17 protein-coding genes are annotated in these 20,836 nt (G+C 72.5%); 6 read left to right on the top strand and 11 right to left on the bottom strand.

Annotated elements, in window-relative coordinates:
- Nucleotides 1-190: 190 nt before the first annotated feature.
- On the top strand, nt 191-1,402 hold the full coding sequence (locus tag ABNF97_RS27370) for an alanine racemase (protein ID WP_349340286.1): 1,212 nt from the start codon (nt 191-193) through the stop codon (nt 1,400-1,402).
- A 30-nt stretch (nt 1,403-1,432) separates the two neighbouring features.
- Here the strand turns inward: ABNF97_RS27370 and ABNF97_RS27365 are convergent, their stop codons facing one another.
- Nucleotides 1,433-2,005: a hypothetical protein gene (locus tag ABNF97_RS27365; protein WP_349340285.1), complete on the bottom strand. Its 573-nt coding sequence runs from the start codon at nt 2,003-2,005 to the stop codon at nt 1,433-1,435.
- Nucleotides 2,006-2,236: 231 nt separating this feature from the next.
- Between ABNF97_RS27365 and ABNF97_RS27360 the strand changes: the two genes are divergently transcribed.
- The gene (locus tag ABNF97_RS27360; RefSeq protein ID WP_349340284.1) at nt 2,237-3,142 is read left to right on the top strand and encodes a hypothetical protein; all 906 of its coding nucleotides are present in this window, start codon (nt 2,237-2,239) and stop codon (nt 3,140-3,142) included.
- 48 nt (nt 3,143-3,190) lie between these two features.
- On the opposite strand, the gene ABNF97_RS27355 is transcribed toward ABNF97_RS27360, so the two are convergent.
- Both ABNF97_RS27355 and ABNF97_RS27350 read right to left on the bottom strand, forming a co-directional pair.
- Nucleotides 3,191-6,328: an AfsR/SARP family transcriptional regulator gene (locus ABNF97_RS27355; RefSeq protein WP_349340283.1), complete on the bottom strand. Its 3,138-nt coding sequence runs from the start codon at nt 6,326-6,328 to the stop codon at nt 3,191-3,193.
- A gap of 166 nt (nt 6,329-6,494) precedes the next feature.
- Nucleotides 6,495-6,968 carry an Lrp/AsnC ligand binding domain-containing protein gene (locus ABNF97_RS27350; protein ID WP_130462430.1) on the bottom strand — a complete coding sequence of 158 codons (474 nt, stop codon included), beginning with the start codon at nt 6,966-6,968 and terminating at the stop codon, nt 6,495-6,497.
- A 111-nt stretch (nt 6,969-7,079) separates the two neighbouring features.
- Here ABNF97_RS27350 and ABNF97_RS27345 point away from each other — a divergent pair, with 111 nt between their 5' ends.
- Together ABNF97_RS27345 and ABNF97_RS27340 are read left to right on the top strand one after the other, a co-directional pair.
- Entirely contained in the window at nt 7,080-8,477 is a 1,398-nt protein-coding gene (locus ABNF97_RS27345) for an APC family permease (RefSeq protein WP_349340282.1), read from the top strand.
- Nucleotides 8,470-9,021 carry a GNAT family N-acetyltransferase gene (locus ABNF97_RS27340; RefSeq protein WP_130462432.1) on the top strand — a complete coding sequence of 184 codons (552 nt, stop codon included), beginning with the start codon at nt 8,470-8,472 and terminating at the stop codon, nt 9,019-9,021. Before ABNF97_RS27345 ends, ABNF97_RS27340 begins: the two co-directional genes overlap by 8 nt.
- 62 nt (nt 9,022-9,083) lie before the next feature.
- On the opposite strand, the gene ABNF97_RS27335 is transcribed toward ABNF97_RS27340, so the two are convergent.
- A complete protein-coding gene (locus tag ABNF97_RS27335; RefSeq protein ID WP_349340281.1) occupies nt 9,084-9,758 on the bottom strand; it encodes a class I SAM-dependent methyltransferase in 675 nt (224 codons plus the stop codon).
- Nucleotides 9,759-9,985: 227 nt separating this feature from the next.
- Here ABNF97_RS27335 and ABNF97_RS27330 point away from each other — a divergent pair, with 227 nt between their 5' ends.
- Both ABNF97_RS27330 and ABNF97_RS27325 read left to right on the top strand, forming a co-directional pair.
- A complete protein-coding gene (locus ABNF97_RS27330) occupies nt 9,986-10,936 on the top strand; it encodes a ferritin family protein (protein ID WP_130462434.1) in 951 nt (316 codons plus the stop codon).
- A complete protein-coding gene (locus tag ABNF97_RS27325) occupies nt 10,933-12,159 on the top strand; it encodes a cytochrome P450 (protein ID WP_130462435.1) in 1,227 nt (408 codons plus the stop codon). The genes ABNF97_RS27330 and ABNF97_RS27325 overlap by 4 nt, the downstream gene beginning before the upstream one ends.
- A 65-nt stretch (nt 12,160-12,224) precedes the next feature.
- Here the strand turns inward: ABNF97_RS27325 and ABNF97_RS27320 are convergent, their stop codons facing one another.
- From ABNF97_RS27320 to ABNF97_RS27290, 7 genes are all read right to left on the bottom strand, one after another.
- On the bottom strand, nt 12,225-12,695 hold the full coding sequence (locus ABNF97_RS27320; protein ID WP_130462436.1) for an SRPBCC family protein: 471 nt from the start codon (nt 12,693-12,695) through the stop codon (nt 12,225-12,227).
- A gap of 90 nt (nt 12,696-12,785) precedes the next feature.
- Nucleotides 12,786-14,024 carry an aspartate aminotransferase family protein gene (locus ABNF97_RS27315; protein WP_349340280.1) on the bottom strand — a complete coding sequence of 413 codons (1,239 nt, stop codon included), beginning with the start codon at nt 14,022-14,024 and terminating at the stop codon, nt 12,786-12,788.
- 73 nt (nt 14,025-14,097) lie between these two features.
- Nucleotides 14,098-15,228 carry an acyl-CoA dehydrogenase family protein gene (locus ABNF97_RS27310; RefSeq protein ID WP_349340279.1) on the bottom strand — a complete coding sequence of 377 codons (1,131 nt, stop codon included), beginning with the start codon at nt 15,226-15,228 and terminating at the stop codon, nt 14,098-14,100.
- On the bottom strand, nt 15,225-16,907 hold the full coding sequence (locus ABNF97_RS27305; RefSeq protein WP_349340278.1) for an aldehyde dehydrogenase family protein: 1,683 nt from the start codon (nt 16,905-16,907) through the stop codon (nt 15,225-15,227). The genes ABNF97_RS27310 and ABNF97_RS27305 overlap by 4 nt, the downstream gene beginning before the upstream one ends.
- A gap of 156 nt (nt 16,908-17,063) precedes the next feature.
- Complete coding sequence (locus ABNF97_RS27300) at nt 17,064-18,278, bottom strand: helix-turn-helix transcriptional regulator (protein WP_349340277.1); 1,215 nt, start codon at nt 18,276-18,278, stop codon at nt 17,064-17,066.
- Between the two features lie 148 nt (nt 18,279-18,426).
- The gene (locus ABNF97_RS27295; RefSeq protein WP_130462440.1) at nt 18,427-19,167 is read right to left on the bottom strand and encodes a discoidin domain-containing protein; all 741 of its coding nucleotides are present in this window, start codon (nt 19,165-19,167) and stop codon (nt 18,427-18,429) included.
- Between the two features lie 17 nt (nt 19,168-19,184).
- On the bottom strand, nt 19,185-20,738 hold the full coding sequence (locus ABNF97_RS27290; protein ID WP_349340276.1) for an alkaline phosphatase D family protein: 1,554 nt from the start codon (nt 20,736-20,738) through the stop codon (nt 19,185-19,187).
- Between the last annotated feature and the right edge of the window lie 98 nt (nt 20,739-20,836).

Raw genomic sequence — 20,836 nt, 5'->3', positions numbered from 1 at the left:
AACATCGACGCCCCGGAACGTCGGCGTCCGACACCGGTCCCGTCCGGACGCCGATCCGCCGAGCAGGGCGGCACCGCCGCTCTCCGCCTGCACGACGGTGAATCCGGCCCGGGTGAAGACGGCTGGCTGTCCGGCCCGGACCGGGCGGGAGGTCGGCCTAGACTTGCCGGGCAACCGGAGGAGAGTCGCCGTGACCCTGACCAGTGACCGCCCGGCGCCGGCCGGCGAGGGCCCACCCTGCCGACAACAGGGGTCAACAGAGTCGCGGCCCGCCGAGGGCCGGCCCGAGACTCCTTTCCTGCTGGTCGACCCGGAGCGGGTGCGCCGGAACATCGCCCGGCTCCGATCCCGGCTGGCCCGGTCGGGTACCCCGCTGCGCCCGCACGTCAAGACGGCGAAGTCGCTGGCCGTCGCCCGGCTGCTCTTCGACGGCGAGCCGGGCCCGATCACCGTCTCGACGCTGCGCGAGGCGGAGGTCTTCGCCGCACACGGCTACACCGACATCCTGTACGCGGTCGGGCTCGCCCCGCAGAAGCTGGATCGGGTGGTGGCGCTGCGTCGCGCCGGGGTGGACCTCCAGGTGCTGATCGACAGCGTCGCCCAGGCCGAGGCGGTGGCCGCCGTCTCGACCCGGACCGGGGTCTCCGTCCCGGCGCTGATCGAGATCGACTGCGACGGGCACCGGGGCGGGCTGCGCCCGGACGACCCGGCGGCGGTGCGGATCGCCGGGACGCTGGAGCGGGGCGGTGCCGAGGCCCGGGGGGTACTGCTGCACGCGGGCGGGTCGTACCACTGCCGGTCCCGGGAGGAACTGGTCGACGCGGCGGAGAACGAGCGGGCCAGCGCGGTCCGGGCCGTCGAGCTGCTCCGGGCCGCCGGCTTCGCCGTGCCGGTGGTCAGCGTCGGCTCGACCCCGACCGCGCACTCCGCGGCGGACCTCACCGGGGTGACCGAGGTCCGGGCCGGCAACTTCGTCTTCTTCGACCTGGTGATGGCCGGGATCGGCGTCTGCACCGTCGACGACCTGGCGATGTCCGTGGTCGTCACGGTCATCGGGCACCAGCCGGAGCGGGGCTGGATCGTCACCGACGGCGGCTGGATGGCCACCTCACGCGACCGGGGGACCTCGGTGCAGCCCGTCGACCAGGGTTACGGCCTGGTCGCCCGGCTCGACGGGCCGCACTATCCGGATCTGCTGATGACCGACGCCAGCCAGGAACACGGCATCCTGACCGTCCGGCCGGGCAGCCACGGCACCCTGCCCGATCTTCCGGTCGGCACCCGGGTGCGGATCCTGCCGATCCACGCCTGCGCGACCGCCGCCCAGCACGACGAGTACCTGGTGCTGGACCCGGCCACCGGTGCCGCCACGGAGATCTGGCCCCGGCTGCGCGGCTGGTAGGGGCCCGGCGGTCGGGCCCGGTCCTCCGAGTCAGTCGAGAAGGGCGAGCACGATGACGCCGATCCCCAGCGGCACGTCCAGCAGCAGGCAGAACTCGGCCAGCGATCGGGGCACCACCTCGTTGCGTCGATAGTGGACAAGGTCCCACAGGCCATGACCGGTCAGCAGCATGCCGGCGAGGACCAAGCCGGCGCGCGGCGCCACCGCGAGCGTGCCGACGGCGAGACCGCCGTACCCGATCAGTGCCGCGACCTGTGCGGTGAAGGCCGGTCGGGGCGCCCGGTTGAACAGGCCGACGACGACCAGGGCGAGTGCGGCGATGCCGATGCCCGCCCACCAGGCCAGGCCGGTGATCTTGCTGATCGTCACCACCACGCTGGCTCCGGGAACCGCCGCCCAGGCGACCCACGGCCGGTCGAACGCGGCCGCGCCGAGGTAGCACAGTGTGGCCACACAGACCACGATGGCCACCGTCTCGTGACCCGCGCCGAGCACGAGCTGCGGTACGGCGACCGCCAGGCCGAGCAGGCTCGGCCAGCGGTGCAGGAGAGCCGGCCATCGCGGCACGCCGGCCCGGGCGGTACCTACCGACGGGAGATTCATCGGCTGGCCTCCTCGCTACCGGGGCGCACGTCGGTCGCCCCGCTCGATCGGGACGGCGGCCGGTCGCGGCCCCGTCTGCCGCCGAGTGTGGCGGTCGGCGGCTTCGGTTCGGCTTCACGCCAATGACCTGCGGTTTCATCGTCACCGAAGAGTTGCCGAAACCTCGCCGGCCACCGTTGTCGGCAGTTACCCGGGCCGACCGACGACCCGGAAAGAGAGGGGAACAGGGCAATGACTCGCATGAACCGCTGGTTCGCCCCGGCCGGTGCCGCCATGATCGTGGTGGCCGCCCAGGTCGGGGTCCAGTTTGCCGGTGCCGGCCCGGCCGCGGCGGTGACCGGCATCGAGAAGGTGACGTCTCCGCTGTCGGCGATCGACTCGCAGCAGACCCACACCGCCCGGGCCGAGTGTCCGGCCGGCAAGTGGGTGATCGGCGGCGGGGGCTGGGCCTTCGCGGTGGCCGCCGCGGACAGCGCCAAGGTGACGCTGGTGCAGCTCTTCCCGGAGCACCGCACCGACGGAGCCCCGGACAGCTTCGTGGTGACCGGCTCGGAGACCACGGCCGCGATGACCGGCGACTGGTGGGTGCAGGCGTACGCGATCTGCGCCAGCCGGTCCGGACTCTCCGGCTACCAGGTGGTGGGTACCCGGAACTCGGCGACCTCGTCCCCGGTCGAGTTGGAGGCGCGGGCGGAGTGCGGCAGCAAGCGGGCCATCGGCGGCGGTGCCCGGATCGTCAACCCGGGGCGGGACGTGGCACTCCAGGTGTCCCGGGCCTCGGCCAGCGGTGACATCTTCCGGGCCACCGCCCACGAGGACGCGAACGGCTACTCCGGCAACTGGACCGTCGACGCGTACGCGGTCTGCCTGAATCGGCCGGCCGGCTACCAGGTGGTCATGACCGCCTCGGCGCAGAGCGACTCGGAGTCGGAGAAGATCGCCTTCGCGCGCTGCCCGAACGGTACCCGGGTGCACGGTGCGGGTGCGGCGATCTCCGACACCGCGCCCGGTGGGGTCTCGCTCCAGGTGGTCTACCCGGCCAACGCACTCGACGACGTCCAGGCGTTCGCGGTGGAGAACACTCCGGTCAGTCAGGACTGGGACTTCATCGTCAGCCAGGCGATCTGCGCCTCCTGACGGGTTCGGGACGGCCGGTCGGCAGCCACGGGCGCCGACCGGCCGTCGTCAGCTTCCCGGGTACCGGCCCGAGGCGGCGGCATCCGGGCGTGCGGCGGTACGCGGGCGTGCGGCGGTACCCGCCGGGAGCATGCTGCCGATCCGGCCGTCCTGCCGCGCCGCGAGCAGGTGCCGGCGTACCCGGTCGGCGTCCGGGTGGCCCATCTCGTCGTGCAGCACCAGCGCCCGTTCCCACGCCTGCACGGCGGCACTGATTTCGCCGCCGCCGTGCAGCGCCTCGCCGAGGCAGGTCAGCGTCTCCGCGGCGCCGCCCCGGTCACCGACCTCGGCGAAGAGGTCGAGCGCGCGCCGGCAGCCGGCGACCGCGGCCGGGTACGCCCCGGCGGCGCATTCGAGATAGCCGAGAGTCTGCCAGTTCGTCGCCGTACCGTGCCGGTTGCCGATCTCCTCGTTGAGCCGGAGCGCCTGCCGGCACAGCTCCCGGGCCTGGTCGTACTCGCCGAGCCGGGTGAGCATGCAGGCGATGTTGTTCATCGCCCGGGCCTGCCCGGTCAGGTGACCGATCTCGCGGTAGAGGTCGAGCGAGCGCCGGTCGTGGTGCAGCGCCGCCCGGTCCCGACCCTGCTGTTCGAGGATCCGCGCGAGGTTCACCCGCGTCTGCGCATGGTTGGCGCGGTCGCCGACGGCGACGAAGAGCCGCGCCGCCTCGACGAGGTGAGCCCGGGCCTGGTCGAGGCGGCCGAGCTGGGTCTGCGCCCGGCCGAGATTCCGGTGTACGTGCGCCTGCGCCGCCTCGTCGCCGACCCGGCCCGCCGCCTCCAGCGCGGTACGCTGCACGGCCACCTGGTCGTGCCAGTACCCGCTCAGGTTGAAGAAGCTGGTCAGGCTCCAGGCCAGCTCCCAGCAGTGCCGGTCGAACCCGTTCCGGGCCGCCCAGTCGACCAGGGTGTGCAGGGTCCGGTGTTCGGCCCGCAGCCACGCCCCCGCGCCGGCCCGGTCGGCGAAGGACTCGGGTTCGGCGCCCGGGGCCGGCTCGGCCAGCACGATCGGGTCGCGGTGTGGATACAGCAGCCGGTCGGCCGCATACGCGGTGTGCAGGTAGTGGTCGAGTAGCCGGGTCGCCGCCGTACGCCGGTCGGTGGCCGCCTCCTCGGCCTCGGCCCGTTCGGCGGCGTACGCCCGCAGCAGGTCGTGTCCGGCGTACCGCCCCGGCGACCGTTCGTCGAGCAGGTGCGCCTGGGCCAGCTCGGTGAGCAGCCGGCGTACCGCCGCCACCGGCAGGCCGGCGAGGCTGGCCACGGCCGGCGCGGTCAGATCCGCCCCGGGATGCAGCCCGACCAGCCGGAACAACCGAGCGGCGGCGGGGTGCAGTGCCCGGTACGACCAGGAGAAGACGGCCCGGACGTTCGCCGCCGGTTCGCCACCGTCGAACGGGTCGAGGCTGCAGTCGGCGGTGCGCAACTCGGCGGCCAGATCGGCGAGACGGAAGTGCCGGTACGCGGCGGCGCGGGCAGCCACCACGGCCAGCGCCAACGGCAACCGCGCGCACCGGGCCGCGATCTCGGCCACGGCGGCCGGCTCGTCGGCCACCCGGTCGGCGCCGAGGCGCCGGACCAGGAAGCGTCGGGCCTCGGCAGGCCGGAACAGGTCGACGGTGACCGGCCGCGCGCCGTCGATCGCGACCAGGCCGGCCAGCCGGTTCCGGCTGGTCACCACGGTGGCGCAGCCGGGGGCGCCGGGCAGCAGCGGGCGGACCTGCCGGGCGTCGCGGGCGTTGTCGAGGACCACCAGCATCCGCCGGCCGGCGACCAGGCTGCGGTAGAGCGCGGCCTGCGCGGCGAGCCCCACCGGTATCCGCCGGGCGCCGACGCCGAACGCGTCGAGGAATCCGCGCACCGCCTCCGCCGGGTCGACCAGCACACCGTCCTGGTCGAAGCCGCGCAGGTTGACGTAGAGCTGCCCGTCGGGAAAGTGGTCGGCGTTGCGGTGTGCCCAGTGCAGCGCGAGCGCGCTCTTGCCCACTCCGGCGGAGCCGGAGACCACAGCGGTGGCGCCGACGCCGGAGGCCGGGTCGACGAGCGCGTCCAGCTCGGTCAGCTCGTACTCCCGCGCGGTGAACGCGGCCGGCGGTGCCGGCAGTTGCCGGGGCAGCGACGGCGACGGGCTCGCGGCGTCGTCCAGCGGCGGGCTCGCGGCGCTCCCCGGCGGCGGCGGACTCTGCGGGGCCGGCGGACCCGGCGGACTCTGCGGACCCGGCGGACTCTGCGGGGCCGGCGGACTCTGCGGACCCGGCGGAGCCTGCGGGGCGGGCGGAGCCTGCGGACCCGGCGGAGCCTGCGGGGCGGGCGGAGCCTGCGGGGCCGGCGCCGGAGGGCCGTCCAGCGCCGGGTCGCCGGTCAGGATCCGCCGGTACAGCCGTTGCAGTGCCGGTGCCGGATCCATGCCCAGCTCCTCGGCGAGCCGGGACCGGACGTCCTGGTAGTGCCGGAGCGCGTCGGCCTGCCGGCCGCAGCGGTACAGCGCGGTCATCACCTGCCCGGCGATCCGCTCGTCGAACGGGTACGCGGCGGCCCGCCCCGTCAGCTCGCCGAGGAGTTCGGCGTGCCGGCCGGCGACCAGGGCGAGATCGGTCAGATCGAGTTCGGCGCCCAGTCGTTCGGCCGCGAGTGCGGTACGGATCCCGGCCAGCCAGGGCGTGTCGAGGCTGCCGAAGGGCTCGCCACGGCACAGCGACAACGCCTCTTCGAGCAGCGCGGCCGGGGTCGCCCCGTCGTGGGGCGGACCGCCGCGCTGACCGCCTGGGCCGTTCCGACTGTCCCGATCGCCGGGGGCGCCGGGTCGGGCGGCGGACCGGGCCCGGGCGAGCAGCCGGTGGAAGCGGTGCAGATCGACCGCCTCCGGATCGACCTTCAGCAGGTACCCGTCGGACCGGCGGACGATCGTGGCCCCGCCGCCCGCGCCGAGCAGCCCACGCAGCCGGGACACATACCCGGAGAGGGCGTTGCGGGCGTGCCGCGGGCGCACCTCGCCCCACACCCGGTCCAGCAGCCGGTCCACCGGCACCACCCGGTTGGCGTCGACCAGCAGCGCCGCCAGCACGCACCGCTGCCGCGCGTGGCCGAGATCGACCGGCCGGCCGTCGACCCGGGCCCGCACCTCACCGAAGAGCACCAGCTCCACTGCCATCGCCGGCCGCACCCCCTGACCCGGGTCACCGACGGTGACCCGGTTGTCAGCAGGATGCCGCACCGCGCGGCACCGGGCAGCCTATTTCACGACTGCCGTACGCCCGGACAGACCGCCGTAGGCCCGGACAGATGCGCTACGCCCGGACAGATGCGCTACGCCCGGCTCAGCGCAACTGGGCCAGCGGCAGGGGGCCACGGGTCTTCACCGTGCGGATCGCGAAGGTGCTGCGGGCGTCCACGATCCCGGGGATGGCGAGGATCTGGTCGATCAGCAGCCGCTCGTACGCGGCCAGGTTGGCCACCGCCGCCTCGACCAGGAAGTCGGCGGAGCCGGAGATGACGTGACAGGCGACGACCTCGGGGATGCCGGTCAGCACCGACTCGATCCGGGCCGCGGTCTCCCGGGAGTGCTGACCCACCTTCAGTTCGACGAATACCGTCAGGTCCAGCCCCAGCCGGGTCCGGTCGAGCTCGGCCCGGTAGCCGGCGATCAGCCCGTCCTGTTCGAGGGCGCGTACCCGACGCAGGCAGGCCGACGGCGACAGCGCCACCGCCTCGGCGAGGTCGACATTGGGGATCCGCCCGTCGTTCTGGAGGCGGTCCAGGATCGCCCGGTCGGTGGAGTCGTAGACAGCCATCCGCACATGCTGTCGCAGTACCAGCCACTGACGCAACGATGTTGCACAACAGCCCGCTGATCCGCGCATATTTGCCATCGCGTGCCGCGGCTGCGCTGCCAGACTTTCGTCATGACCAGCCTGACCAGCCGGCGGGAGCCCGCCGTACCCGACATCGGCGTGCCGCGGGGCGCCGCGCTCTACGTCGGGGCGCTGCTCGGACCGGGCCTGCTGCTCCTGCCCGGCCTGGCCGTGACCCGGGCCGGACCGGCGTCGATCCTGGCCTGGGCCGGCCTGCTGGTCGTGTCGGGCCTGTTCGCCATCGTCTTCGCCGCCCTCGGCGTGCGTTACCCGTCGGCCGGCGGGGTCCGGGCGTACGCCGAGGCGGGCCTCGGACCCCGGGTAGGCCGCGCGGTCGCCTGGTGTTTCCTCGCCGGGGTGGTGACCGGCGCGCCGATCGTCTGCGTCACCTGCGGCAACTACGTCGCCGACCTGCTCGGTGGCGACCTCCGGCTCGCCTCCGCCAGCGCCGCCGTCCTGCTGCTCGGCACCCTCGCCGTGGCGCTGCGCGGCGTGCGTACCTCGGCAACCGTGCAGTTCGGCCTGGTCCTGCTGCTCGTGGTGATCGTCGTCGGTGCGGTCACCGGAGCCGCCCCGGCCAGCAGCGCCGCGAACTGGACGCCGTTCGCGCCGCACGGCTGGCTGGCGATCGGTCCGGCGGCAGCCACCCTGATGCTGGCCTTCGTCGGCTGGGAGGCGATCGCGCCGCTGACCCACCGGTTCGCCCGGCCGCGCCAGCAGCTCCCGGTGGTCATCGGCATCGCCTTCGGCACCACCACGGTGATCTACCTGGCGCTGGGGACGGTCACCGTGGCCGCGCTCGGGCCGCAGGCGAGCACGTCGGTGCCGCTGGCCGCACTGCTCACTCTCGCGGTCGGCCCGGCCGGCCGGACCATCGCCGCCGTCGGCGCGGGCGTGCTCACCGTCGGCGCCGTCCTCGCGTACCTCTCCGGCGCCGCCAGCCTGGCACGCTCGCTGACCTCCGGCGCGCGGATCGGGCCGACCAGCGCCCGGCTCGGGTCGGTCGGCTCCCGGCTCGGGTCGGTCGGCTCCCGGCTCGGAAACGTCGCACGGCGCCCGGCGGTGGCCTCGGACGTCATGCCGCCGTGGCTGCTCGCCGCCCTCCTCGGCTCGGGGGTCGTGCTGATCGGACTGCTCGGTACCGGTCGGGTCGGGCTGGCCGCCCTGGTCAACGTGCCGACCACGTTCTTCCTGGTGGTCTACCTCGGCTGTACCGCCGCCGCCTGCCGGGTGCTGCCCGGGCCGCTGCGGGTGGTCGCCGCCGTCGCGTTGGTCGCGGTCGTCGCGATGCTCGTCTTCAGCGGGTACGCCCTGGTTCCCGCCGCCTGCGTCACCGCGTTCGCCCTGCTCGCCCGGCGAGGGCGCGCCGCCCGAGGTGACCGCGTCGCGTCGCGGGTGCCCGTCGGCGGGGCGGGGATGCGCAGGTCGGATACTGGACCACATGTCTGACCTGGCGCTGCCGATCCGTACCGAGCGACTGCTGCTCCGCCAGTACCGGGCCGACGACGTGGCGGCGCTGCACGCCTACTACAGCGATCCGGTCGTGGCCCGCTACATCCCGTGGGAGCCCTGGTCGCGGGAGTTCGCGGCCGAGATGGTCGGCAGGCGGATCCACTACACGGCGATCACCGGGGTCGACTCCCGGCTGGCGCTGGTGGTGGAGCACAACGGCGAGGTGGTCGGCGACGTGATTCTGTGGCCGGCCGACGAGACGCTGTCCCGGGGCGAGATGGGCTGGGCCTTCCACCCGGCGGTCTCCGGCCGGGGCTACGCCACCGAGGCGGTACGGGCACTCCTCGGCGTCGCCTTCGGACACTGTCGGATGCACCGGGTGATCGCGCAGCTCAACCCGTTGAACGAGGCGTCGGCGCGGCTGTGCGAGCGGGTGGGCATGGTCAAGGAGGCGCACCTGCGCCGGGACTACTGGACGAAGGGCGTCTGGACGGACAACGTTATCTACGGACTGCTCGCCGAGCAGTGGCCGGACCGGTAGCCGGGGTTGCCACGCTCGGCGCCGTGGCCGGCTGGCAGCGGAGCCCGGCCGGCCGGCGTGGATCAGGCCCAGGCCGTGAAGAGGGCCGAGCGCCCGACGAGGTTGATCTCGTACCGCTCGAAGTGCGCGCTGAACGCCGCGTGCAGACCCGCCAGGTCGTCCTGTCGATTGCTCCAGATGCCGCGCCGGTTCCACGAGTTGACGAGGATCCGTCCGAGTGGGTTGTGCCGGATTCCCTTGACCAGCACCGTCGAGCCGAACAGCACCGCTCCCGGACGCATCAGCGCCTTGACGTTCGCCAGGGCCGCGGCCTTGTCGGTGAGCGTGCCGGGCAGGCAGTGCAACAGGCAGTTCATTCCGACCGAGCCGAAGCTGCGGGCCGGTAGCGGGATGGGTTCGAGCACATTGGCCTGCTGGGTACGGATCTGGTAGCGGGACAGCCGACGCTCCGCCGCGGCCAGCGAGTTCGAGTTCATGTCGAGCACCGTGATCCGCGGCTGCGGCTCGGGAAACCGGCACCGGTCGAGGAAGTAGCCGGTGCCGACCCCGATGTCGAGGTGGTCCGCCGAGGCGTGCTCGTCGTAGAGGGCGAGGATCCGGCTGCTCGGGCAGCGCCAGGCGAGGGGCTGGGCGATCCGGAGTACTCCGGTGTCGTAGATGGCGAGAATGCGCTCGCTGTAGACCGCCTGCCCGGGACCCGCGTCCAGACTCCGGTCGGCCGGGGAGTCGGTCGTCATCGGTGATCTCCGCTCGTCGTCGCGACCAGACAGCGCGGCCCGGCGACCGGGCAGCGCAGGCTCGGTGACCAGGAAGCGCGGCCCGTCACGCTAGCCGCGTCCGCCGGAGCACGCCATCCCCGGTTTCCAGGGATGGGCCGGGCCGGGCGACCGCCGCTAACATCCGGCCGACCGGTGGCGGAACAGCCGCCGACCGCGCGGTCGACTCGCGAAGGAGTCAGTACTGGATGACCGAGATCCCGTCCGAGGTTGCCTGGACGACCGCCCCGGGGGTGCTGGAAGGCGCACGGACCCTGGAGCTGAGTCCCGAGCAGTGTGACCTCGACTACTGGCTCGGCGCTGTCGCCGGCGGCAGCCTGCGAGGACTGGTGCACGGCCACGCCCCGGACGCCGCGATACCGGACTTCATGCGCCGGCCCGGCCCGCTGCGGGACGCCGTGGTCGAGGAGTTCGCCTTCCAGGCGATCGCCGAGGAGAAGGCGACCCGGGCCATCGCCGCCCTGGTGCCGCTGACCCCCGACATCGCCTGCATGGAGTTCTACGCCACCCAGCTCCTCGACGAGGCCCGGCACGCCCGCACCTACCGTGGCCACCTGCTCGAACTCGGCATACCGGAAGCCGAACTGCCGACCCTGATGGAGAAGGTGGCCGGCCAGGACGCGCGGAAGGTGCTCTTTCCGCTGGAGACGTTCGGCCTCGGGGTGCTCGCCAAGGGCGACTTCTACGGCGGTGTCGTGGTCCTCACCGTGCTGGTCGAGGGTGTCATCGCACCCACGACGGAGCTGAGCGAGCGCAAGTGGCAGGTCCTGGACCCGGCCGCCGCGCAGATCCAGCGCGGCGCGGGAATCGACGAGATCCGGCACCTGACGGTCGGGAGCACGATCGTACGGCGCTACGTGGCCGAGCAGCCGCAGCAGAAGGATCGGCTGGTCGAGCTCATCGTCCGTGGTCGGGAGATGTGGCAGCGGCTCCCGCTGACCAAGATGCTGGAACGGCACGAGGCGCTGTTCCAGGAGGGCATGCTCGACCGGGCCGACGTGATCGGCGACTACGAGATCTGGCCCGGGCGGCGCCTCCTGGACACCACCCCCGACGAGCGCATCGACGCGGCGCTGCGCTGGTCGAAGGAGACCCAGGACGTCCGGCTGACCTACATGGGACTGACAGAGGCGATATGACCGACTACGCCGACCCGGACCTGTTCAATCCGTTCAGCCCGGAGTTCCACGCCGACCCGTACCCCTCGTACGCCCGGCTGCGTACCGAAGCGCCGGTGTTCCGTACTCCGTTCGGGCCGTGGGTGGTGAGCCGGCACGCCGACATCGCGGAGATCGTCCGCGATCCCCGGTGGGGCCACGGCACCCGGGACGACGTGACCCAGGCCCTCGCCGAGCGGGGCGAGGCAGTCGGGTTCGACCTCGACCTGTCGCTGCAGTCGTTCCTCACCATGGACCCGCCGGACCACACCCGGCTCCGCGGCCTGGTGAACAGGGCGTTCTCCCCGAGGTTGGTCTCCCGGCTGGAGCCGCTGATCCGTACCGTGACCGAGCGGCTGCTCGACGACGCTCTGGCGGCCGGCGAGGTCGACCTGATCGACGCGTACGCCTACCCGCTGCCGCTGGCGGTCATCTGCGAGTTGCTCGGCGTACCGGTCGACGACCAGAAGGACTTCCGGGAGTGGTCGCTGGCGCTGGCCCGGGGCACCGAGCCGCGGATGCTGCTGTCGCCGGACGTACTCGACCGGTTCGAGTGGGCCGACCGGGAGTTCTCCGGCTATCTGCGGGAACTGATCGCCGCGCGGCGCCGCGAGCCGACCGACGACCTGCTGGGTCGACTCGTCTCCCTGGCCGGGCAGGGCCACCAGCTGACCGAGCGGGAACTCACGCTGACCTGCATGCTCCTGCTCGTCGCGGGGCACGAGACCACGGCCGCGATGATCGGCAACGCCACGCTCGCCCTGCTGGGCAACCCGGACCAGCTCACCCTGGCCCGGACCCGGCCGACCCTCACCCGGACCGCCGTGGACGAACTGCTGCGGTACGACGCGTCGGTGCAGATCACCCGGCGGACCGCGTTGACCGACGGCCTGGTGGTGGGCGGCCAGTCGATCCACCGTGGCGAGTCGGCGATCCTGCTGCTCGGCGCGGCCAACCGCGATCCGGAGATGTTCGTCGACCCGGACCGGCTGGACCTGACCCGCGAGTCGGCGGGCAACCACCTGTCCTTCAGCGCCGGCATCCACTTCTGCCTGGGCGCGGCACTGGCCCGGCTCGAACTGCAGATCGCGGTGGCCGCACTTCTCCGCCGGGCGCCGGCGCTGCGGCTCGCCGGCGAGGTGCGGTGGCGGGGAACCCTGATGATCCGTGGGATGGACCGGATGCCGGTACGGCTCGTCGACTGACGACCCCGCGCGTCCCGGGTACCACCCGCGCCCCCCACGCCCGGCCTTTTCGGTGGGCGTGGGGGTCAGGCCACCGGGTTCGCCTCGACGGCGAACCGCACCGAGTCGGGGCCGAACAGACCCCGCAGAATCGTCTGCATCGACTCGGTGAGGACCCGGGTCGCGACCGGATCGATGATCGGGGCGAGGCTGGCGACGCCGAAGTCGAACTCTGCCTGGAAGAGCAGCCGGACAACGTCCCGGTCGGGCTTCAGACTCCACTCGCCGCGGAACACGTCGAACTCGCCCTCGGTCTGTTCGAACCAGATCCGAAGAGCGTCCCGGTCGAACCGGTCGACCTCCCGCCAGCGCAGGATGCCGTTACGGAACAGCACGCTCCAGGTGCTCGCGACCGAGCCGTCCGGCTCGGGCGGGTCGACCTCGACCGAGCGCACCGTGTCCACCAGTTCCGGGTACCGGGCGAAGTCGGCGACGGTGTCGTAGACCTGTTCGACCCGGTGCCCGGTGATCTGGGCGTCGACGATGACCAGCGGCATGGCACTCCTCCGAGTGTCGATGGAACGGCGGTGGTGACGGTGGGTGACCGGCTGGCATAGACATCGCTGGCATCGACGATCCGGGGACGGTCAGCCGGGGAACCGCGCGGCCAGCGTGTCGAACGCGGTGTCGAAGGCGGCCAGCAGCCGATCGACCTCGCTGGCGGTCAGGGTCACCGGCGGGGTGAGCCGGAGCACCGCCGAGTTGTTCAGGGAATGGTTGACCAGGATTCCCGCGTCGAAGAGCTCCATCAGCAACTCGCCGGCGAGACCGGAGTCGCGCATCTCGACCCCGATCAGCAGGCCGACCCCGCGTACCTCGCGTACCAGGTGGGGACAGCGGGTGGCGGAGTGCCGCAGGCGCTCGACGAGCAGCGAGCCGAGCCGGCCGGCGGTACCGACGGCGTCCTCGGCCTGGATCGCCTCCACCGCCGCCCGGGCGGCCGCCATCGCGACCGGGGCGGCGGAGAAGGTCGAGGTGTGCAGGAACGGGTCCTTGGAGAACGGCCTGAGCGCCGCCCGGGTCGCCACCGCCGCCGCCACCGGGATGACGCCGCCGGAGAGCGCCTTGCCGACCAGCATGACGTCGGGGATGATGCCGTCGGCGTCCACACCCCACCACCGACCGAGCCGGCCCAGCCCGGTGAGGATCTCGTCGACCACCAGGAAGCACCCGTGCCGCCGACAGACCTCCGCCACCTCGGCCAGGTATCCGGAGGGTGGCACGATCACCCCGGCCTCGCCCTGCACCGGTTCCACCACGAAGCAGGACGGGACGCCGTCGGCGAGTACCCCCGCCAACGCCTCGGCGTCGCCGTAGGGGATCTGCACGACGTCGGGGAGCAGCGGCTGGAAGGGCTTCTGGTAGAGGTCCCGGGCGGTGAGGCTGAGCGCCCCCATCGTCTTGCCGTGGTAGCCGTCGACGGTGGTGACCAGCCGCCGCTTGCCGTGGGCCCGGGCGAGCTTGATCGCCGTCTCGGTCGCCTCGGCACCGGAACCGGTGAAGTGCACCTGGGACAGGCCGGGCGGGCAGACCTCGACCAGGGTACGGGCCGCCTCGGCGGCGACCGGGTCCAGCACGACCCGGGTGGAGAGGGGATGCCGTCGGACCTGCGCCACCACGGCCTCGGTCACGTGCGGGTGCGTCGCGCCGAGCAGGAAGACCCCGTACCCGGCGCAGTTCAGGAACTCCCGGCCGTCCCGGGTACGCAGCCGGGAGGCGTGCGAGGATTCCTCCAGGTGCCCGCCGAACATCTCCGCGAGCGCGGCCCGCCCCTCGCTGAGGTGGCTCCGCACGACGCCGAGCACATCGAGGTCGGTCGAGGTCATCGGCTCTCCGCCTTCATCAGCCGGTTGTCACCGGTCGTCCGTCATCTCTCCGGCTCGTCATCTCTTCGGCTCGTCAGTCGACCGTCAGGGTCCCGCCGGCGAAGTAGCCGTCGAGTGACCGACCGACGGATCCCCGCGACGGCGGATGGAACGCGAGGGCCTGACATGCGGCGGCCAGGTAGGCCACATCGGGGCCGGAGACGAAGGCGATCCCGCCGAGCAGTTCCACGGTCTGGCTCACGGCGCGCCCGATCGCGCCCTGCGCGGCGTACCGGGCGACCAGCGCGTCCGCGAGGACGTCCTGCCCCGTGTCCCCGGCATCGACGTCGGCGGCCACCCGGTCGACGGCCAGCGCCGCCCCCACCAGATCGGTGACGATCTGGGCCCGCAGCTCCGGAGTCCCCCGGGTGGCGGTCAGCCGCTCCACGAGCCCCGCCGCGGCGCCGAGGTAGGCAGCGGTGATCAGCAGACTGAACCAGATCAGTCCCACCGTCTGGAGATCGTCGTCGGGCGGCGCGTCCGGATCGACCGCCATCCGCACCATGAGTTCGTCCTCCACCGGCACCTCGGTCAGGACAAGCTCGTCGCTCTCCGCGCCGGTGAGTACCCCGCTCGCCCAGAACGGCCGTACCGTGATCCCCGGGCTGTGCGCGGTGATCAGCGCGACACCCAGCCGCGGCGCCTCCGCATCCTCGTGCAACAGCACGCTGGTGGTGAAGATGTCCGCCGACCGGGACAGGCTGCAGGGCTTCTTGCTGCCGGTGACGAGCCAGCGCTTGCCGTCGCGTTCCGCCCGCATCGTCGGCGAGAGGATGCCCTGCGCGGTGCGCCCCTCGGCGAAGGCACTGGCGACGAGCAGCCGGTCCCGGGCGACCGCGTCCAGGAGCATCCACTCGAACCCCTCGCTGCGGCTGCTGAGGGCGACCAGGCTGGCGACGGAGAAGTTGTGCATGGTCGCGGCGACCGCCAGGGAGGGCGACCTGGAACCGATCGCCCGGGTACACCGCACCGCCTCGCGCGCGGTGGCCCCGGTGCCGCCGTGCTCGACGGGGACCAGCAACCCGGGGCCCCGGGCGAGCCGGAACGCGGCGAGCCCGGGGCTCTCCGGACGCTCGAGAGCGGTCAGCGGGTGCCGGCCGAGTTCGGCGTCCAAACCCGGGAGCAGGCGGTCGAGGACGGCCCGATCGGCGGCCAGGAGCCTCATGCCCCCGCCTCCACGAAACCGCCGGGACGGACCGCGTCGACGGGGACGCCGCCGGCCTGCGGTGCGGCGGCGGATTGCCGCAGGTGGGTGAAGACACTGTCCCGGGGGCGTACCTCGGTGGCGATGCTGATGCCCTGGAGATGGCTCGACCGGATCATCGGCAGGTTGCACTCGCCGAACGGGCCGCCGGTCAGGCCGGTGCCCCCGTGCGTGGGCAGCCCCGGCACGAACCCGAGGTGCGAGTCGTTCACCTTCAACAGTCCGCCGTTCACCACCCGCTCGCAGAACTGGTCGATCCGGTCCGGGTCCTCGCTCCACAGTGAGTTGCGCAGCCCGTACGTGTTGCGGTTGAGGAAACCCACCGCCCGGTCGAACATCGCGTCGTCAGGCTCGGCGGCGTCGATCGCGCCGTCGTCGAGAACCACGATCGGCAACAGTGGATAGAAGGTCTCCGCCTGCACCGCCCGCAGCTCCCGGGCCCGGTCCAGGCCGTCCACCCGGATCACGGTGGGTTGCAGGAACAACCCCGTCGGGCTGGGTACGCCGTCCTGGTCCATCCGCTCACCACCGGCCACCAGTTCGGCGCCGGCCTTCCGCGCCTCGTCGAGGACGGTGAAGAACTCGCCCGTCCGGAGGACCGGAGTGAGTAGTACGTCCGGCTCCTCCGGCAGCCCCGGCCGGATCTCCGGCAGCCACTTGCGGAGCCGGTCGAGGAGTTCGTCCGCGACCGCCGGATGCACCAGGGCGTACTTGGGAACCATGCAGATCTGCGCCGACCCGTAGAAGCACTCGGTCAGCGCGCGGGCCGCCGACTCCAGGTCGGCGTCCTTCCACACCAGGACCCCGTCGTTGCCGGCGAGTTCCAGGATCGGCTTCTTGCCACGCTCGACGCATCGCTTGCCGAACTCGATTCCCCGGTTGCTGTCCCCGATGAACATCACGTCGTCCACGTCGGGACTGTCGAGCCACTGTTCCAGAACCGGCTTCGGCTCCGCACAGATCAGATTGAGCGTGCCGGGCGGGGCGCCGAACCGGTCCAGTGCCGGGGCGACGATCTCCCGCCAGAACCAGGCGACCCCCAGCGGCGAGCTCCGGGGAGCCTTCACCACGACGCTGTTGCCGGCGATCAGGGCCGGCATCCCGAGGACGGAGTTCGACGCCGACGCGTTCCGGGGCGGATGTACGCAGAGGACGCCGTCCGGCTTCCGTACCAGCCGAACCTCACGCTGGCCGACCCGCCGGGTTCGTACCATCAGCTCCGCGCTGACCTGTAGGGACTCCGGACTGCTCCCCTCAAGGACACCGGCCACCTCCCACTCGGCGAGTCGCCGGGGATGGCCCTCCGCCACCAGGATGTCCACGAATTCGGTCGCCCGGGCCCGCAGGTCGTCGTGGATCGCGGCGCCGAAGGCGAGCCGTTCCGCGAAGGGGACCCGCGCCCAGATCGGCTGCGCGCGACGCGCGGCGGCCAGGGCGGGCAGGCACTGCTCGGGCGAGGCGTACGCGACCCGACCCACCACGCGGGCGTCGTCCGGATCCGCCTCCCCGCCACGATCCAGTGAGCGCTTGAGGGTGAGCGCGCTGAAGGCGTCGGTCAACAGCGCACTGGCCCGGATCGTGTGGATCCAGCGGCCAGTTGACACGTCGTTGCCGTCGATGTACAAGGAGTAGCTGCGCACATTGTCCTCGCTGAATCACGACACGCCTTCGGCGGGCACGAACACCAGGTCACGCTCTTTCGGGTGGTGCCCGGAACGCTGGTGCCCACCCGGGTTCCAACCCACGAGAGGTTACGGTCGGATCGAGGCCGGGCCCATCCCCAGAAGTTTGGGATGTCATCGACACCTCTGCTCCGTCCCGCCCCGGTGCGCGGCCCGCTGCCAGCCCTCCGCCGACCTCCGCCGCTCGAGTCGCTCCGGGCACCCGCGCTCGACCCGTTCCGAGTACCCACGGTCGCCCCGCTCCGAGTACCCGCTTCGGAAGACCATGCGCACGAGTTCCCGGCGGCTCTGCACGCCCACCTTCGCGAAGTTGGCCTTGAGGTGGTCCTGCACCGTGTGCACGGAGATCCCGAGATCGTCCGCGATCTCCGCGTTCGTCATACCGCGCAGCACGCACATCGCCACCGCGAGCTGCCGGTCGGTCAGCCCGCGCGTGCGCAACACCAGCGGTGCGACGTCCATCGGCGACGCCGGTTCGAACGAGACGACAACCCGGGACCACGCCCCGGCCGAGGCGAGCCGCCGCCCGGTCAGTACCAGCCAACCACCGTCCGGGTCACGCAGCAGGGCGCGCCGGCTCTCCCGCGCAGCCGGCGCGCGCAGGCTCGCCGCCATCGTCGCGACGGGCACCGGCAGTGCCAGCCCGACCTCCGACTGGTACGACGCAAGCTGCGCGAACAGCCCCTCCGCCGCCGGAGAGGCCTCCTCGACCAGTCCGCCCACACCGATCAGCGCCACCCCGGACGGGCGCTCGGCAACGACCCGCGTCGACGTGCGCAGCAGGGTGGTCCGCAGGTCCCGGACGAGTTCGGGTAGGGCCGAACGAACCAGTCCCGCCTCGACCGGCGAGAAGTCGGGCAGCTCCGGGCCACGCAGCAGGGTGAGGAACCCCCAGCGCAGGCCCTGGTCGACCAGGGCCGCCCGCAACTCGTGCCGCACGCCGCTCGGCCGCAACACCCACCGGTACCGGTTGCTGCTGACCAGCTTCCCGACCGTCGCCGCCGAGAGGACGCCGACCGGATCCGACTGGACGCCGAGCCACGCCACCCGGTTGACGTCCGGGGCGACGTACTCGGTCTCCAGATACGTCTCCGGCGGTACCGGTGGGCGACGGTTCTGCACCGCTGTGATCAGGCCCGTCAACGGGTCGGTGAGGCCGACACAGATCTCGTCGTACGGCACCGTGTGCCGGAACAGCGCCCGTACGCGATCCGCCAACCACGCGACGTCGAGATCTGGATCGTCGCTGCTGACACCGAGTCGGTCCGCACCGACCCCGACGGAGAGCCCCAGGCACCCCTGGACGGCCGTCGGCCTCCTCCCACCCATGCCCAAACCTCCAACGGTCCGCGACCCGGCTCGTCCGGACAGGTGCCGAGCCGGCGGGGGCAGCGTAGGAAGGAGTGAGCACATAAAGCGCATAGGTGGTGACGTGCCGAAACTCGTCCAACCCTGGGTGACCTGGGCGCCGACGCGCCTATCCCGGGGTCGGTGAGACCCAGAACTCCCAGATCGAGAAGCCCCACCGGGTGGCCCGCAGCCGGCCGTGCATCCGGACGAACCGGAAGGCGCCGGCGCCGGTGACCTCGTGGATGTCGGCGTCGGCGGTCGGCTTGCCGCGTACCTCGCGCACCAATGTCCAGTCGGTCCCGTCCGGCGAGACCAGCAGGTCGTAGTCGCGCGCGTACGCGTCCTGCCAGTGCAACTCGACCCGGCCCGCGATGATCGGGCGGGCCAGCTCGACCTGGATCCACTCGTCGTCGGTGTAGGCCGCGGCCCACCGGCTGGACATGGAGCCGTCGACGGCGAGCGATGCGGCGTAGTCGGCGGAGAACTGGCTGGAGGCGGTGGCGCCGAGCACGAACGAGCCCGCCGTGGTGGCCATGGCCTGCGGCGATGCCCGGAAACTGCCGACGTTGCCGGCGGCGTCGATGCCGACGACGCGGTAGTGCCAGACCTGACTGTCCGGGCCGAGGCCGCCGTGCACGTACCGGCTGACCGGCGCCTCGACGACGAGCTCGGCATCATCGGCGGTGAAGTGGCGGCGCCGCGAGCCGTAGACGATGTAGTGGTCCACGATCCGACCGCCGGCCGGCGGGGCCCAGTCCAGTACGACGCTCTGGCGGGCCGGACCCTCCTGCGGGGTGGCGGTGAGGTGGCGTACGGGCCGCAGCGGCCCGCGGTAGTCGACGCCGGCGGTGAGCGGGTGGCTGGTCATCGCTGCAATTCCTCTCGTCACGCGGGCACGGCACCCGGCCGGCCATCCTCGATCACGTAGCTGGCGCGGGTGGAGATCGGCGCCCCGGGGGTGAGTACCTGCGGCAACACCTTGAACTCCGACGTCCACCGCTGGGCGTCGAGCCTGCAGGACACGTAGCCGCGCTGGATGTTGTAGAACTTCACGTGCGGATTGACGATCAGCCCGGCCCGGCCGAGGTTGTCGATGTCGGTACCGTTGCCACCGGAGCTGATCGACGTGCCGACCAGTTCCGAGGCGATGGTCGCGGAGTCCGGGTCGGCGTAGTCGGCCTTGATGTCGGCCACCAGGTTGCGGTGCCAGTCGCCGGTCAGCACCACCGGGTTGCGCACACCCCGCTCGACGATGCCGCCGAAGATCCGGTCCCGGGAGGCGACGTAGCCGTCCCAGCTGTCCATCCCGAACCCTTCCCAGCCGTCGTGCGGCAGGTTCGGATCGGTCTCCGAGCCGTGGTCGAACTGCGCGACCCGGATCTGCTGGGCCAGGACGTTCCACCGCGAGCGCGACGCCGCCAGACCGTGCAGCAGCCACCGTTCCTGCTCGGCCCCGGTGAGGGTACGGGCCGGGTCGAGGCGCTCGTCGGTCTCGGCGTTCGCGATCGGGGAGCGGTACTGCCGGGTGTCGAGCATGTTGAACTCGGCCAGGTCGCCGTAGGTGAACCGGCGGTACAGCCGCATGTCGGGGCCGGTCGGCAGCGCGCTGCTGCGGATCGGCAGATGCTCGTAGTACGCCCGGAACGCCGCCGCGCGCCGCTCCAGGAACTCCGGACGGGTCGGCGTCAGGGTGTTGCCCTCGGGCACGTCGTCGGCCCAGTTGTTCTCGACCTCGTGGTCGTCGAGGGTCACCAGCCACGGGAACGCCGCGTGCGCCGCCTGGAGGTCGGGATCGCTCTTGTACAACGCGTACTGGGTCCGGTACCGCTTCAGGCTCACGGTCTCGGTGGCGAAGTACGCCGGAACCGGGGTGTTCCGGTTTCCGCCGGTGGCCGGGATACCGTACTCGTAGATGTAGTCGCCGAGGTGGATGACGAGGTCCAGATCCTCGGCCGCCATGTGCTGGTAGGCGGTGTAGAAGCCGTCCGGCCACGCCTGGCAGGAGGCGAAGGCCAGGCGCAGCTTCTCCACACGGGCATGGACAGCGGGCGCCGTCCTCGTCCGGCCGACGGGGCTTTCGTTCGGGCCGGCGGCGAAGCGGTAGAAGTACTCGCGTCCGGGCTGTAGGCCGTACACCTCGGCGTGCACCGAGTGCGCCAGTTCCGGCGTCGCCTCGACGCTGCCGCGCCGGACGACGTGCCGGAACCGCTCGTCGGCGGCGACCTCCCAGCGCACCCGAACCGGTCGGCGCGGCATGCCGCCATGGCCGTCCTCGGCCAGCGGGTCGGGGGCCAACCGGGTCCACAGCACGACGCTGCCCGGCAGCGGGTCGCCGGAGGCCACACCGAGGCTGAACGGATCTGCCGTGAACGACGGGGCCGCGTACGCCCGACCGGACGAGATCGCGCCCGTCCCGAGCATGATCGAGGCCGCGCTCACGCCGCCTAGCTGCAGTAGTCGCCGCCGGTCGAGTCGGTTACCACTCTCTGTCACTGGTCTCCTCCGTCTCAGCACAGTCGACGTGTGATCGGACGGAG

Origin of the sequence: Plantactinospora sp. B6F1, from assembly GCF_040120695.1 — a bacterium.
In the GTDB taxonomy this organism is placed as follows: domain Bacteria; phylum Actinomycetota; class Actinomycetes; order Mycobacteriales; family Micromonosporaceae; genus Plantactinospora.
The sequence above is the reverse complement of the archived record's forward strand: the minus strand, read 5'-3'. Positions and strand labels throughout refer to the sequence as shown.

Coding starts and splice junctions, on each gene's coding strand:
- ABNF97_RS27365 (WP_349340285.1), bottom strand. CDS start 2,005: ATGAATCTCCCGTCGGTAGGTACCGCCCGGGCCGGCGTGCCGCGATGG.
- ABNF97_RS27360 (WP_349340284.1), top strand. CDS start 2,237: ATGACTCGCATGAACCGCTGGTTCGCCCCGGCCGGTGCCGCCATGATC.
- ABNF97_RS27355 (WP_349340283.1), bottom strand. CDS start 6,328: ATGGCAGTGGAGCTGGTGCTCTTCGGTGAGGTGCGGGCCCGGGTCGAC.
- ABNF97_RS27350 (WP_130462430.1), bottom strand. CDS start 6,968: ATGGCTGTCTACGACTCCACCGACCGGGCGATCCTGGACCGCCTCCAG.
- ABNF97_RS27345 (WP_349340282.1), top strand. CDS start 7,080: ATGACCAGCCTGACCAGCCGGCGGGAGCCCGCCGTACCCGACATCGGC.
- ABNF97_RS27340 (WP_130462432.1), top strand. CDS start 8,470: ATGTCTGACCTGGCGCTGCCGATCCGTACCGAGCGACTGCTGCTCCGC.
- ABNF97_RS27335 (WP_349340281.1), bottom strand. CDS start 9,758: ATGACGACCGACTCCCCGGCCGACCGGAGTCTGGACGCGGGTCCCGGG.
- ABNF97_RS27330 (WP_130462434.1), top strand. CDS start 9,986: ATGACCGAGATCCCGTCCGAGGTTGCCTGGACGACCGCCCCGGGGGTG.
- ABNF97_RS27325 (WP_130462435.1), top strand. CDS start 10,933: ATGACCGACTACGCCGACCCGGACCTGTTCAATCCGTTCAGCCCGGAG.
- ABNF97_RS27320 (WP_130462436.1), bottom strand. CDS start 12,695: ATGCCGCTGGTCATCGTCGACGCCCAGATCACCGGGCACCGGGTCGAA.
- ABNF97_RS27315 (WP_349340280.1), bottom strand. CDS start 14,024: ATGACCTCGACCGACCTCGATGTGCTCGGCGTCGTGCGGAGCCACCTC.
- ABNF97_RS27310 (WP_349340279.1), bottom strand. CDS start 15,228: ATGAGGCTCCTGGCCGCCGATCGGGCCGTCCTCGACCGCCTGCTCCCG.
- ABNF97_RS27300 (WP_349340277.1), bottom strand. CDS start 18,278: ATGGGTGGGAGGAGGCCGACGGCCGTCCAGGGGTGCCTGGGGCTCTCC.
- ABNF97_RS27295 (WP_130462440.1), bottom strand. CDS start 19,167: ATGACCAGCCACCCGCTCACCGCCGGCGTCGACTACCGCGGGCCGCTG.